The 13,365-nt window shown below is 54.1% G+C and carries 14 protein-coding genes; 7 read left to right on the top strand and 7 right to left on the bottom strand.

What is annotated here, in order from left to right; all coding sequences use genetic code 11:
- Positions 1-7: 7 nt before the first annotated feature.
- The 5 genes from cysE to ACZ3HG_RS19565 all read right to left on the bottom strand — a co-directional run bounded on the left by cysE (position 8) and on the right by ACZ3HG_RS19565 (position 3,158).
- Positions 8-829, bottom strand: a complete 822-nt coding sequence (gene cysE, locus ACZ3HG_RS19585; protein ID WP_062746875.1) for a serine O-acetyltransferase — start codon at positions 827-829, stop codon at positions 8-10.
- 65 nt (positions 830-894) lie between these two features.
- Positions 895-1,914 carry an NAD(P)H-dependent glycerol-3-phosphate dehydrogenase gene (gpsA, locus tag ACZ3HG_RS19580; protein WP_191935324.1) on the bottom strand — a complete coding sequence of 340 codons (1,020 nt, stop codon included), beginning with the start codon at positions 1,912-1,914 and terminating at the stop codon, positions 895-897.
- Complete coding sequence (secB, locus tag ACZ3HG_RS19575) at positions 1,914-2,375, bottom strand: protein-export chaperone SecB (RefSeq protein ID WP_062746879.1); 462 nt, start codon at positions 2,373-2,375, stop codon at positions 1,914-1,916. The genes gpsA and secB overlap by 1 nt, the downstream gene beginning before the upstream one ends.
- 82 nt (positions 2,376-2,457) lie before the next feature.
- On the bottom strand, positions 2,458-2,709 hold the full coding sequence (gene grxC, locus ACZ3HG_RS19570; protein WP_191935325.1) for a glutaredoxin 3: 252 nt from the start codon (positions 2,707-2,709) through the stop codon (positions 2,458-2,460).
- A 17-nt stretch (positions 2,710-2,726) separates the two neighbouring features.
- The gene (locus ACZ3HG_RS19565; protein WP_191935326.1) at positions 2,727-3,158 is read right to left on the bottom strand and encodes a rhodanese-like domain-containing protein; all 432 of its coding nucleotides are present in this window, start codon (positions 3,156-3,158) and stop codon (positions 2,727-2,729) included.
- Between the two features lie 352 nt (positions 3,159-3,510).
- On the opposite strand from ACZ3HG_RS19565, the gene envC reads away from it, so the two are divergent.
- Together envC and ACZ3HG_RS19555 are read left to right on the top strand one after the other, a co-directional pair.
- A complete protein-coding gene (gene envC / locus ACZ3HG_RS19560; protein WP_465333987.1) occupies positions 3,511-4,818 on the top strand; it encodes a murein hydrolase activator EnvC in 1,308 nt (435 codons plus the stop codon).
- 3 nt (positions 4,819-4,821) lie between these two features.
- Positions 4,822-5,739, top strand: coding sequence for a divergent polysaccharide deacetylase family protein (locus ACZ3HG_RS19555; protein WP_465334031.1), 918 nt, complete (start codon positions 4,822-4,824; stop codon positions 5,737-5,739).
- A 37-nt stretch (positions 5,740-5,776) separates the two neighbouring features.
- Here the strand turns inward: ACZ3HG_RS19555 and tdh are convergent, their stop codons facing one another.
- Together tdh and ACZ3HG_RS19545 are read right to left on the bottom strand one after the other, a co-directional pair.
- On the bottom strand, positions 5,777-6,805 hold the full coding sequence (gene tdh, locus ACZ3HG_RS19550; protein ID WP_191935329.1) for an L-threonine 3-dehydrogenase: 1,029 nt from the start codon (positions 6,803-6,805) through the stop codon (positions 5,777-5,779).
- Positions 6,802-8,013: a glycine C-acetyltransferase gene (locus ACZ3HG_RS19545; RefSeq protein WP_465333985.1), complete on the bottom strand. Its 1,212-nt coding sequence runs from the start codon at positions 8,011-8,013 to the stop codon at positions 6,802-6,804. The genes tdh and ACZ3HG_RS19545 overlap by 4 nt, the downstream gene beginning before the upstream one ends.
- 229 nt (positions 8,014-8,242) lie before the next feature.
- On the opposite strand from ACZ3HG_RS19545, the gene rfaD reads away from it, so the two are divergent.
- The 5 genes from rfaD (at position 8,243) to ACZ3HG_RS19520 (ending at position 13,357) form a co-directional block, all read left to right on the top strand.
- Positions 8,243-9,175, top strand: a complete 933-nt coding sequence (gene rfaD, locus ACZ3HG_RS19540) for an ADP-glyceromanno-heptose 6-epimerase (RefSeq protein WP_191928182.1) — start codon at positions 8,243-8,245, stop codon at positions 9,173-9,175.
- Positions 9,176-9,191: 16 nt separating this feature from the next.
- The gene (gene rfaF, locus ACZ3HG_RS19535) at positions 9,192-10,238 is read left to right on the top strand and encodes an ADP-heptose--LPS heptosyltransferase RfaF (protein WP_191935332.1); all 1,047 of its coding nucleotides are present in this window, start codon (positions 9,192-9,194) and stop codon (positions 10,236-10,238) included.
- Positions 10,239-11,207, top strand: a complete 969-nt coding sequence (gene rfaC, locus ACZ3HG_RS19530) for a lipopolysaccharide heptosyltransferase RfaC (RefSeq protein ID WP_191935333.1) — start codon at positions 10,239-10,241, stop codon at positions 11,205-11,207.
- A 103-nt stretch (positions 11,208-11,310) separates the two neighbouring features.
- Entirely contained in the window at positions 11,311-12,210 is a 900-nt protein-coding gene (locus tag ACZ3HG_RS19525; protein WP_191935334.1) for a sugar glycosyltransferase, read from the top strand.
- Complete coding sequence (locus ACZ3HG_RS19520; protein ID WP_191935335.1) at positions 12,197-13,357, top strand: O-antigen ligase family protein; 1,161 nt, start codon at positions 12,197-12,199, stop codon at positions 13,355-13,357. Before ACZ3HG_RS19525 ends, ACZ3HG_RS19520 begins: the two co-directional genes overlap by 14 nt.
- Positions 13,358-13,365: the final 8 nt, after the last annotated feature.

The raw sequence follows: 13,365 nt of genomic DNA, 5'->3' as shown, positions 1-13,365 counted from the left end.
GGCTTAATCAGATGCCGTCGCCGAATTCGAAGCCTGGCACCATGCCATTAAAATGCTGATCCATATCCATTGACGGCTTATCGCTGCCCGGCTTGCCGACAATGCGCGCCGGTACGCCCGCCGCCGTGGTGTGCGGAGGTACGGGCTGTAATACTACTGAACCCGCCCCAATCTTCGCCCCGCGTCCCACTTCAATATTGCCGAGGATCTTCGCGCCTGCGCCGATCATCACCCCTTCACGGATCTTCGGATGGCGGTCGCCGCTGGTTTTGCCCGTACCACCGAGGGTGACGGACTGCAGGATGGAAACATCGTCTTCGATGACGGCGGTTTCACCCACCACAATACCGGTAGCATGATCGAGCATAATCCCACGGCCGATTTTGGCTGCCGGATGAATATCGACGGCAAACGAAACGGAGATTTCGTTTTGCAGATAGACGGCCAGCGCCCGACGTCCCTCGTTCCACAGCCAGTGTCCGATACGATATGCCTGCAATGCGTGGAAGCCTTTCAGGTAGAGCAGCGGCGTGGAGTATTTGTCGACAGCCGGATCTCGCTGGCGGACTGCCTGAATATCACAGGCCGCAGAAACGATCATCGACGGGTCCTGACGGTAGGCATCCTGAATCACTTCACGGATGGCAATCGCCGGCATGATGGGGTTCGCCAGCTTGTTCGCCAGCATGTAGCTGAGGGCGCTCCCCAGGTCATCATGTTTGAGCAGAGTGGCGTGGTAAAAGCTGGCCAGCATTGGTTCACAGTCGGCCAGCGCACGCGCCTCCGTTTTAATGCTATCCCAGATAATTTCTGGCTCTACACACGGCATGGATCTCTCCCCATTAAAAATGGCGTCCGGTCAGACGCCACTGGCTACAACACTGTCGGTCCGGTTCAGCTTCCGCTGTTTTCGTCCTTCCTTGTGCGCCCGAGCAGACTCAATGCTGCCTCGCGTGCATTTTTTCCGCAATAGAGCACCTGATAAATCTGCTCGGTGATCGGCATTTCTACGCCAAACCGCGCAGCCAGTGCCTTCACTTCTTTGGTATTACGGTAGCCTTCCACCACCTGACCAATGGTATCCTGCGCACCTTCCACATCGGCACCCTGCCCCAGCATCATGCCAAAACGACGGTTACGAGACTGGTTATCGGTACAGGTCAGCACCAGATCGCCCAGCCCCGCCATGCCCATAAATGTGGTCGGATCGGCACCCAACGCCGCGCCCAACCGGCTCATTTCTGCCAGGCCGCGGGTGATTAACGCCGTGCGCGCATTGGCTCCAAAGCCAATACCATCTGACATGCCAGCGCCGATAGCGATAACGTTTTTCACCGCACCGCCCAGCTGCACGCCGATAAAATCAGGATTATTATAGACACGGAAGCTTTTGCCACAGTGCAAGAGCTGCTGCAGGTCATCAGCGAACACCGTATCCGTTGCCGCCAGAGCAATGGCTGTCGGCAGACCGGCTGCCAGCTCTTTGGCAAAGGTCGGGCCGGAGATCACCGCCAGCGGAATGGCATCCCCCAGGATCTCACGGGCCACATCCTGCAGCAGCCGTCCCGTCTCTTTCTCCAGACCTTTCGTTGCCCAGACCAGACGCGAATCCGCGCGCAGATAGGGTTTGATCTGCTGCAGCACGTCACCAAACACATGGCTTGGCACCACCACCAGCAAATCTCGACTGGCCGCTATCGCCGTCGCAAGGTCGGTTTCAAGATGAAGGGTATCCGGGAAAGGAACATCGGGGAGGAAAGCGGTATTGCAACGGTCGGCCTGTAACTGCGCCTGATGCCGGGGATTGTGCCCCCAGAGCACCACATTGTGGCCGTTACGAGCCAGCGTAATCGCCAAAGCGGTGCCGTACGAGCCGGCACCGATGACGCTCATGGATGCATGAGGGCTATCCATTAAGCATCCTGCTGAGGCGCTGCACCTTCTGACTGCTGCAGGTAGTTCATAAACAGCGCGTCAAAGTTAACCGGAGCAAGGTTCAGCTGCGGGAAGGTGCCACGGGAGACCAGGCTGGTGATGCACTCACGCGCATACGGGAACAAAATGTTCGGGCAGTAGGCACCCAGGCAATGGGCCATCTGCGTCCCTTCGATGCCGCCGATCGAGAAGATACCCGCCTGCTGAACTTCACACAGGAACGCAGAGTCTTCACCGACGGTAGCGGTCACCGTCACGCGCAGCACGACTTCATACACATCGTCGGCCAGCTGGCTTGACGCGGTGTCCAGATCCAGTTTGACTTCCGGCTCCCACTCTTTCTGGAAAACCTGAGGTGCGTTTGGCGCTTCGAAAGAGACATCTTTAGTGTAGATACGCTGGATCTGGAAAGACATCTCGGTGTTGTTCTGTTCTGACATGGTACGTAATCCTATAGGTTAATAATCCGTTACTCTGCTGCAGCAATCGTCAGGCAATATGCGCCAGAATGCGCAGCCTTCCCTAGTTTAACAACGGGCTAAGACCATCACGACCTTCAAGTGCAAACAGGTCGTCACAGCCGCCGATGTGCTGTGCATCAATAAAAATCTGCGGAACGGTTGTCCGGCCGCTACGTTTTATCATCTCTTCACGCAGGGTAACATCCCCATCAATGGGGATTTCCTTGAAATTCACGCCCTTCTGACTCAGCAATGCTTTCGCACGATGACAGAAAGGGCAGGTCGCTTTAGTGTAGATCTCAACGTTTGCCATGCCAGAACTCCCGTAATTTATTTACCGCGAACCAGCGGCAGGTTGTCGCCACTCCAGCCGGATACACCATCTTTCAGCACGTAAACCCGCTCGAAGCCCGCTGCATTCAGCTTGGTCGCTGAATCAGAGGCCGATGTTCCGGTTGCACACACGACGATCAGTGGCTGCGCTTTATGTTTTTCCAGCTCGCCGAAGCTGCCTTTTTTAATATCTGCTGCCAGCACGTTCATCGCGTTAGAAATATGGCCCTTGCGGTAATCATCGCGCCCACGCACGTCCACTACCACGGCTTCTTCTTTGTTAATTAAGCGGGTGGCTTCACCCCGGCTAATCACTTTTACTTTGGAGAACATGCCCTTAACGGTGGTCACGATCACCAGTACCAGCAAAACAACCCACGCCAGACCTAAAATGGTGTGATTGCCTGCGAACTGCATAATATCTTGCATGAGGGGTAACAACTCCCGAAAGGGTTAATAAGCTAAAAACAAGGCTTCTGAGTATACCTGCCAGGAGTGTCATGTACAGTCGAGAAGCCCTTCAGAGTTATGTTTTCTGCGACAGATTACAAAAAAAAGTTGCCTTAAGTGAAAACCGCTATCCTGTGAAGGGACTGCGGCGAAGTTAAGCGGTTAATTGTTGTGCATCGTCGCTTTTTCACACTTCACTTTGCTTTGTCGCTGAGAGCGCTTTCGCCTGATTGTCCCCGGTGGGTAAAGCATACGACTGTTACTGACAGAAATAGAAAACCATCCAGAGATGGCTGGTAAGCTGCTGTTCATCGTGGAATAATCCACAGATATGAGGGAAAAAGCGACAGTGTTACATTCATGGACCCCGCGTAAGCCCACGGCCGTTGTTCCGCCATTACGTGCAAGCTTGTCCGCCCTGGCCGTCAGTGCATTTTGCACCGGCGCATTGTTGTTCTCTTTTTCTGCGTCAGCCGCAGAAGACAACAAATCCCAGCTACAGACCCTCCAGCAGGATATCGCCGCAAAAGAGAAGAGTGTCCAGCGGCAAAAGCAGCAGCGCAGTCAGCTTCTCGATCAGCTGCAGAGCCAGGAGAAAATCATTGCGCAGGCCAGTCGTCAGCTGCGTGAGACTCAGGGCAGCCTCAGCGCGATCAATAAAGACATCGCCAGCCTGACCGCGTCTATCAATAAACTCCAGCAGCAGCAGAAACAGCAGGAAGGCATCCTGGCGCAGCAGCTGGATGCGGCATTCCGTCAGGGGCAGCACAGTGGATTGCAGCTGATCCTCAGTGGCGAAGAGAGCCAGCGTAGCGAGCGAATGCTGGCCTATTTTGGTTATCTGAACGATGCCCGACAGAAATCGATAGAAACACTGAAGCAGACCCGTAGCGATCTGTCAGCGCAGAAAGCCAGCCTGATCGACAAACAGGCACAGCAAAAATCACTGCTGACCCAGCAGGAGAGCCAGCAGCAAAAACTGGAAGGCGCACGCCAGGCGCGTAAGAAAACCCTGAACACACTGGAGTCCTCGCTGGAAAAAGATCAGGCACAGCTGGTCGAGTTGCGTCAAAACGAAAGCCGCCTGCGTGACAAAATTGCCAGAGCAGAGCGGGAAGCCAAAGCGCGTGCCGAACGGGAAGCGCGTGAGGCAGAAAAAGTGCGTGAGCGTGAAGCTCAGGCGAAGCGTAAAGGCAGCACCTATAAACCCACCGACAGTGAACGCTCCCTGATGTCGCGTACCGGTGGCCTGGGTAAACCGTCCGGCCAGGCAATATGGCCGGTACGGGGCACGATCGAACACCGGTTCGGTGAAGAGCTTCAGGGCGAGCTGCGCTGGAAGGGGCTGGTCATCGATGCACCGGAAGGCACTGAAGTGAAAGCGATTGCCGATGGCCGCGTCCTGATGGCTGACTGGTTGCAGGGCTACGGACTGGTGGTGGTGGTTGAGCACGGTAAGGGTGATATGAGCCTGTATGGCTACAACCAGAGTGCGCTGGTGAGCGTCGGAACCCAGGTACGTGCAGGGCAGCCGATTGCGCTGGTCGGGACCAGCGGTGGTCGCGGCACGCCTTCGCTCTATTTTGAAATCCGCCGTCAGGGACGGGCAGTCAATCCACAACCGTGGTTAGGAAGATAAGTGTTGTTCCAACATCGAAAACTCAGCGGGCTGCTGGTAGGACTGCTTTTATCCAGCCCGGTCTTCGCCGGTAAGCTTTCGATCGTCATTGATGATTTTGGCTACCGCCCTGCCCAGGAAAATCAGGTGCTGCAGATGCCTGCCGCCCTCTCCGTGGCCGTGCTGCCCAACGCCCCGTACGCACGGGAAATGGCCACTAAAGCCCATCAGCGGGGACATGAAGTGCTGATCCACCTGCCGATGGCACCGCTGAGCAAGCAGCCGCTGGAAAAAGATACCCTGCGCCCTGACATGTCCGCAGAAGAGATCGCACGCATTATTCGTGATGCCGCAGCGGCCGTCCCCTTTGCCGTCGGCCTGAATAACCACATGGGCAGTGCGATGACCTCCAGCCTGCCGGGGATGCAGAAAGTCATGCAGGTGCTGGATCACTACAATTTTTATTTCCTCGACAGTATGACCATCGGCAACAGCCAGTCCACCCGGGCCGCAGCCGGCACCAGCGTGAAAGTGATCAAACGTCGGGTGTTCCTGGACGACAGCCAGAACGAAGCGGATATCCGCAAGCAGTTTACCCGCGCGGTACGTCTGGCACAGCGGGATGGTTCAGCGATTGCCATCGGTCACCCTCATCCGGCCACGGTCAGAGTCCTGCAGCAGATGCTCCCGACGCTGCCTGCTGATATCACCCTGGTGCGCCCGAGCCAGCTTCTGAACGAACCACAGCGCATAAATAACAAGCCTCTCGCGCCGGAGAGTCAACCCCAGCCTGTCAAACCACATAATCCTTTCCACGGCAGCGAGGTGTGCAAAGTGACCGTGCCGCCGGTGCCGGCAACACGTGCGCTGACAGTCGTGGCCGAGAGCATCAGCAACAGCCCGCTGGTGCAGGATCTGAAGAAAAGTCTGTTTGGAAAATAGGGATGCGGGGGGCGGCCATGTCTGGCCGCCCCTGATGTCAGTTCCAGTCGAGGATGACTTTCCCCGCCTGCCCGGTGCGCATATCGTCAAACCCTCGCTGAAAATCGTCAATCCCGTAGCGGTGGGTGATCACCGGCGACAGGTCGAGCCCCGATTGCAGCAGTGCCGCCATCTTGTACCAGGTTTCAAACATCTCACGGCCATAGATGCCTTTGATAAACAGCCCCTTGAAGATAACCTGATTCCAGTCAATTGACATCGATGCCGGAGGGATACCCAGCATTGCAATGCGCCCGCCATGGTTCATCACATCCAGCATGGAGCGAAACGCATCAGGGACGCCGGACATTTCCAGTCCGACATCAAACCCTTCCGTCATCTCCAGCGCACGCATCACCTGCGGCAGACTCTCTTCGCTGATGTTAACCGCCCGTGTTACCCCCATCTTTCGCGCCAGCCCCAGGCGATACTCATTCACGTCTGTGATCACCACATGGCGGGCCCCCACGTGACGGCAGATGGCCGCCGCCATGATGCCAATCGGACCCGCACCGGTGATCAGAACATCTTCGCCTACCAGGTCAAATGACAGTGCCGTGTGAACGGCATTTCCAAAGGGGTCGAAGATCGCGGCCAGCTCATCGGAAATATTATCGGGAATTTTGAAGGCGTTCACCGCCGGGATCACCAGATATTCGGCAAAACAGCCCTGACGGTTAACGCCAACGCCAATGGCATTGCGGCACAGATGCGTACGGCCGCCCCGGCAGTTGCGGCAGTGCCCACAGGTAATGTGACCTTCACCCGACACACGGTCACCGGGCTGAAAGCCCGCGACTTCCTGACCGACAGCCACTACTTCCCCGACGTATTCATGGCCGGTGATCATCGGCACCGGAATGGTCTTCTGCGACCATTCATCCCAGTTATAAATATGCACGTCGGTACCGCAGATCGCCGTTTTACGGATCTTGATCAGCAGATCGTTATGACCGGGTTCAGGCACCGGAGCATCATGCGTCATCCAGATCCCGGGACGGGCATAGCGTTTTGACAGCGCTTTCATAAGACCTCCCCGCCTGTTATGACGCCCAGTTCAATGCCAACACGACAAAAGGCAGCTACTGCCTGCTCTAGCTGGGCCTGCGTATGCGCTGCCGAGATCTGGGTCCGTATCCGTGCCTGTCCTTTCGGCACCACCGGATAACAGAAGCCGGTGACAAAAACCCCCTCCTGCTGAAGCCGGGCCGCGAACGTCTGCGCCAGCCGGGCATCCCCCAGCATCACCGGGATAATTGCGTGATCGGCCCCCGCGAGGGTGAAACCGGCGGCGCTCATTTTTTCCCGAAAATAGCAGACGTTATCCCAAAGCCGCCGACGTAAACCCTGCCCGTCTTCCAGCATCTTCAGGACCTCAAGGGAAGCGGTGACAATGGCGGGCGCCAGCGAGTTCGAGAAAAGATAAGGCCGTGAGCGCTGTCTCAGCCACTCCACCACCTCTTTTTTCGCCGCTGTGTAGCCGCCTGAAGCGCCGCCAAGCGCTTTGCCCAGCGTGCCGGTGATAATGTCTATCCGCCCCATCACGCCGCAGTGCTCAGGGCTGCCGCGCCCCTGCGCCCCCACAAATCCAACAGCGTGGGAATCATCGACCATCACCAGTGCCCCATACCGGTCAGCGAGATCGCAAATGCCCGTCAGGTTAGCGATCACCCCGTCCATGGAAAATACGCCATCGGTGGCGATCAAAATATGACGAGCGCCGTCGGTTCTGGCCTGCTCAAGACAGGCCTCCAGTTCAGCCATATCATTATTGGCATAGCGATAGCGCCGGGCTTTGCACAGACGAATACCGTCGATAATCGAGGCATGATTCAGGGCATCAGAAATCACAGCATCTTCGGGTCCCAGCAGGGTCTCAAACAGCCCGCCGTTGGCATCAAAACAGGAGGAGTAGAGGATCGCCTCCTCCATGCCGAGAAAGGTCGCTAACGCCTGCTCCAGCTGACGGTGGATATCCTGGGTTCCGCAGATAAAGCGCACTGAGGCCATCCCAAACCCGTGGCTGTCCATGCCAGCTTTCGCCGCAGCAATCACCGCTGGATGGTTCGCCAGCCCCAGATAATTGTTGGCACAGAAGTTCAGTAGCTCGCTGCCATCTGCCAGGGCAATGATGGCCTGCTGGGCCAGCGTAATCTGTCGTTCCCTTTTAAATAATCCTTCCTGCTCTGCATCGCTCAGTTGGGTCGTAAGCTGCTGATAGAATTCCTGTCTCACCTTTATTCTCCAAATCAATATTTTCACAAAACAGATATCTGAAATTGAAGCACAGGGTTGATGATATACGCGGAATAATCTCTTTTTTGCAGCATAACTCACGGAAAGGAAACTTCTCCTCTCCGCGTTACAGACTCCTCTGGCTGTCGACTTTGCGATGAGATGTTATGATATGAACCATTAGCGAGTGGAACCTCCTGTTCCACCCCACTTTTTAGGGTTTAAGCTCATGATTATCGTCACTGGCGGCGCTGGATTCATCGGTAGCAATATTATTAAGGCGCTGAATGATAAGGGTCACACCGACATTCTGGTGGTGGACAATCTGAAAGACGGCACCAAGTTCGCCAATCTGGCCGATCTGAATATTGCCGACTACATGGATAAAGAAGACTTCCTCATCTCTATCCTGGCGGATGAAGATTTTGGTGATGTGGAAGCCGTATTCCATGAAGGGGCGTGCTCGTCCACCACCGAGTGGGACGGGAAATACATGATGGATAACAACTATCAGTATTCCAAAGAGCTGCTGCACTGGTGCCTGGAACATCAGATCCCCTTCCTGTACGCCTCTTCCGCCGCGACTTACGGCGGCCGCAACAGCGACTTTATTGAAGAGCGTCAGTTTGAAGAGCCTCTCAACGTTTATGGCTACTCCAAAATGCTGTTTGACCACTATGTACGTAATATCCTGCCGGAAGCGCAGTCGCAGGTGTGTGGTTTCCGTTACTTCAACGTCTACGGTCCACGTGAAGGACACAAAGGCAGCATGGCGAGCGTGGCATTCCACCTCAATACCCAGCTAAACAACGGCGAAAACCCGAAACTGTTCGAAGGCAGCGATGGTTTCAAACGTGACTTTATCTATGTTGAAGACGTCGCATCAGTGAACCTGTGGTTCTGGGAAAATGCGGTATCGGGCATCTTTAACTGTGGCACCGGCCGCGCCGAATCATTCCAGGAAGTGGCCGATGCCGCCCTGAAGTACCATCAGAGCGGCGAAATTGAGTACATTCCTTTCCCGGAAAAGCTCAAAGGCCGCTACCAGGCATTCACGCTGGCAGACCAGACCAAACTGCGCGCCGCCGGGTATGACAAACCGTTCAAAACCGTTGCTGAAGGCGTGGCTGACTACATGGCCTGGCTAAACCGTAACGCGTAAGAGGCACCGTCCGGGAATGAAAATTCTGGTTATCGGCCCATCGTGGGTCGGCGATATGATGATGTCACAAAGTCTCTATCGCACCCTGAAGGCCGAACATCCTGACGCAGTGATTGACGTGATGGCACCCGCGTGGTGCCGTCCGCTTCTGTCACGGATGCCGGAAGTGAACGAAGCCCTGGCCATGCCGCTGGGGCATGGTGCTTTGCAGGTTGCCGAGCGCCGCCGCCTGGGCAAAGCGCTCAAGGTTAATGGCTACGATCGTGCCTATGTTCTGCCTAACTCGTTTAAGTCTGCGCTGGTGCCGTTTTTTGCCGACATCCCCCGTCGCACCGGCTGGCGCGGGGAAATGCGTTACGGGTTGTTAAACGACCTGCGACGGCTGGATAAAGCCGCTTTCCCGCTGATGGTGCAGCGCTATGTTGCGCTCGGGTACGACAAAGCGCGTATCCATAGCGCCAGTGACCTGCCGCAACCTCTGCTCTGGCCGCAGTTAACCGTGAATGAAGCGGAAAAACAGACCACAGCTCACACCTTCGATCTCGCCTCCGGGCGGCCGACGGTCGGGTTTTGTCCGGGCGCTGAATTTGGTCCGGCCAAACGCTGGCCACACTATCACTACGCCGCGCTGGCACAGAGCCTGATCGATCAGGGCTATCAGGTGGTGCTGTTCGGCTCGGCCAAAGACCATGAAACTGGACAGCAGATCCTGGCTGCACTGGCTGAAGATGCCCGCCAGCACTGCCGTAACCTGGCAGGAGAAACGCAGCTGGAGCAGGCTGTTATTCTGCTGGCGGCATGCGATGCCGTCGTCAGCAATGACTCCGGACTGATGCACATCGCCGCTGCGCTCGACCGACCACTGATTGCGCTTTACGGGCCCAGCAGCCCGGACTTCACCCCACCGCTGTCTGCGAAAGCCCGCGTGATCCGTCTGATAACGGGTTACCACAAGGTCCGCAAAGGGGATGCCGACGAAGGTTATCACCAGAGCCTGATTGATATTACGCCAGAGCGTGTCCTCAACGAGCTGGCCACGCTTTGCCCACGGCCTGGAGTCTGAATGCGGGTATTAATTATTAAAACATCCTCAATGGGGGATGTCCTTCACGCATTACCTGCCCTGACGGATGCCATGCACGCTATCCCTGCGATCCGCTTTGACTGGGTCGTGGAAGAAGGTTTTGCCCAGATCCCCTCCTGGCATCCGGCCGTCGACCGGGTCTTACCCGTGGCAATCCGTCGCTGGCGTAAGCACTGGTTCGGCAGCCAGGTGCGGGAAGAGCGCGTCGTCTTCAAACGCGCGCTGCAGTCTCGCGATTACGATGCCGTTATCGACGCCCAGGGGCTGATGAAAAGTGCGGCCCTGGTGACCCGGCTGGCAAAAGGTGAGAAACATGGCCAGGACAGCCGCAGCGCACGTGAACCCTTCGCCAGCTGGTGGTATGACAAACGCCATGAAGTCAGTAAACAGCAGCACGCCGTACAGCGTACCCGCGAGCTGTTCGCTAAAAGCCTGGGGTATCAGCTACCCGATACCACTGGCGACTACGCCATCGCACAGCATTTTACGCAGGCGTTACCTGCTGATGCAGACCGCTATCTGGTGTTTCTTCACGCTACCACGCGCGACAATAAGCACTGGCCGGAAGATCACTGGCGCGAGCTGATTGGGTTAATGCAGCCTTCAGGTTTAAAGATTAAATTACCCTGGGGTGCCGAGCATGAGCATCAGCGTGCAGTGCGGCTGGCAGAAGGCTTCGACTTTGTTGAGGTACTGCCAAAACTCACGCTGGAGCAGGTTGCCCGTACGCTAGCCGGCGCGCGCGCCGTCGTCTCGGTTGATACCGGTTTAAGCCACTTAGCCGCCGCGCTCGACCGGCCGAATATCACCCTCTACGGCCCGACCGACCCGGGGTTGATTGGAGGATATGGGAAGAATCAGTTTGTGTTACGCCCGATGGGATCAAACGATATGGCGGCCATTACCGCGCAAAGTGTGCTACAAAAACTTGCCACACTGCTTTCATAGCAATACAGGGATCAGCTGTCTGTAATAATGGATGGTTTTTTCTGGAATCACCGGCAATTCACTGCAGAAAGTCGTCATACGACGTGAGGTTATAGCACCAGATATGGGAACGCTTTTTAAACAACTTTACCGGTACAGCCATTCGCGCCGTTTTCGCCATAACGAAAATCTGTGGCCCTATGTCAAAATCACACGTGCCAGTGAAGGGCACATCAGCAGTCTGAGCCTGCGTGGACAGTTGGTGAAACTCGTTAACCTCAACGATTTACATCATCAATACGCAGGCGATCTGTTGCTGATAGCATCTGGCCCTTCTGTGAATGACACCGATTTCACCCCCCTGCAGCACATACCTGCTATGGGCATGAATGGCTCATGGTTTATGCGCGATAAAACCCATTTCAAGTTCTTCGTGATTGTGGATATGACCTTTATTGACCAGCGCTTAAGCATGGTTAAGGACATGGTCAGAGATCCGGAAATCATTCTGTTCACCACACTTCGTTGTATTGTTCAACTCATTGACTATATTGGGTATTCTTCCCTTCGCTGTCAGGTCGCTATCGTTGAAGATGCGTGCTATAAGAACTTCCAGCCCAGGGTACTGACTGAAGAAATACACCAAGTCTATCAACATGAACAAAGTGTCAGCTTCAGCGAAGCCGACTGTAACATTGCCTTTTTTAAAGATATACGCAAAGGTGTGTTTGATGCCGGTACGGTGGCGCACTGGGCATTACAGATTATCCAGTATTTAGGGTTTAACCGCATAATTATTGCTGGCCTGGATATGAATAACTTTGACAAACCCCGCTTTTATGAAAATGAAAATGACATATCTCCCTGCAGTCTTGATAAACAGTTTTCAGGATTAATAGAACCGGCTTTCAGACATGCCAGTAACGTCTTAAAAGAACACTTCATCGATGTGTTAAATCTTTCTCCATATAGTGCGTTAGACAGTAGCATCTTTAAAAAGGTAAAGCCCGATGATATCAAATAAAAACAACTTCATTGAGAAGAGCATGATTTTTTTCTATGCTATCTTCCTTTTTTTCATGCCTCTCTTAGGCGGATTAACTAAAGTTAACAATTCCTTTCACATGGCTTTAATACTTAGCATAATTTATTTAATTTCAGCCAGTGATTTTCGTCGCGATATATTTAAAAATAAAAAATTAATAACTGGACTGGTACTTACCTCCATATTCCTTTTTTATTTCTCTATCAGTGGTCTCTGGAGTACCAATGCTGACACTGTCGTTTCCGACCTGACTCACAGTGTTTATATTATCTTCTTCATTCTTATCTTTTATATCATCACCCAGCATGATAAAAAGAACATTATGTTAGCCCTGATTTTTGCTTCTGTGGTGATACTTTGCATATTAACGTTAATTTATATTAATAAGAAAACATTGTTATATAATCGTCTGCAAAATGGATTTCCATTTGCACCTGAGAATGTTATCGACATGGCAGGCTATTACGGTATCGGTATCTTTTGCGGTCTTATCCTGCTGAGAGAGACCGGTAAGAAATGGCTCTATCTGCCGATCGCCCTGCTTTTTTTCGCTATACTGCTTACGCAGAGCCGTGGCCCCTTGTTCTCACTGATTGTGGCTCTGGCCCCGCTACTTTTACTGATTAAACGCCTGCACCGTAAAGACTGGTTAATTATCGCTCTGCTCTTAATGGCCATCATCCTGGCCATCATATTCAGCAATGGTTATAACGTTCTTTTACACAGAATTGAAAGCAGCTACTCACAAAGTTTTATCCGGTTTGGTATCTGGGAAGATGCACTGAGCTATGTGCAGCAAAAACCCTGGTTTGGATGGGGTTTTGGCCAGGAAATTAACTTTGTGAACGAGATAGGGCAAAGGGTCCACACTACCCACAGCCTCTATCTCGCCACGCTGCTGAAAGGCGGCGTTGTCGGGGGACTACTCTTGCTGATGGTCATCGTTTATGGCGCTTATATGGCATGGCAGCACTTTAAAGCACACCGTGCGCTGGAGGCATCGATGTTGCTGTTTTCCCTGCTGTTCTACATAACTCAGGGCATGTTCGTTATTGGTAACCCGGGTACAGCATGGGTGCTGTTCTGGTTCCCACTCGCTCTGGTGATGGCGCTGCCAAGAAGATAGTAATCTGC

It is taken from the genome of Erwinia sp. PME.40.26/001 (assembly GCF_055556675.1).
Note: the sequence above shows the minus strand (reverse complement) of the source record. Positions and strands in the feature narration are given on the sequence as shown.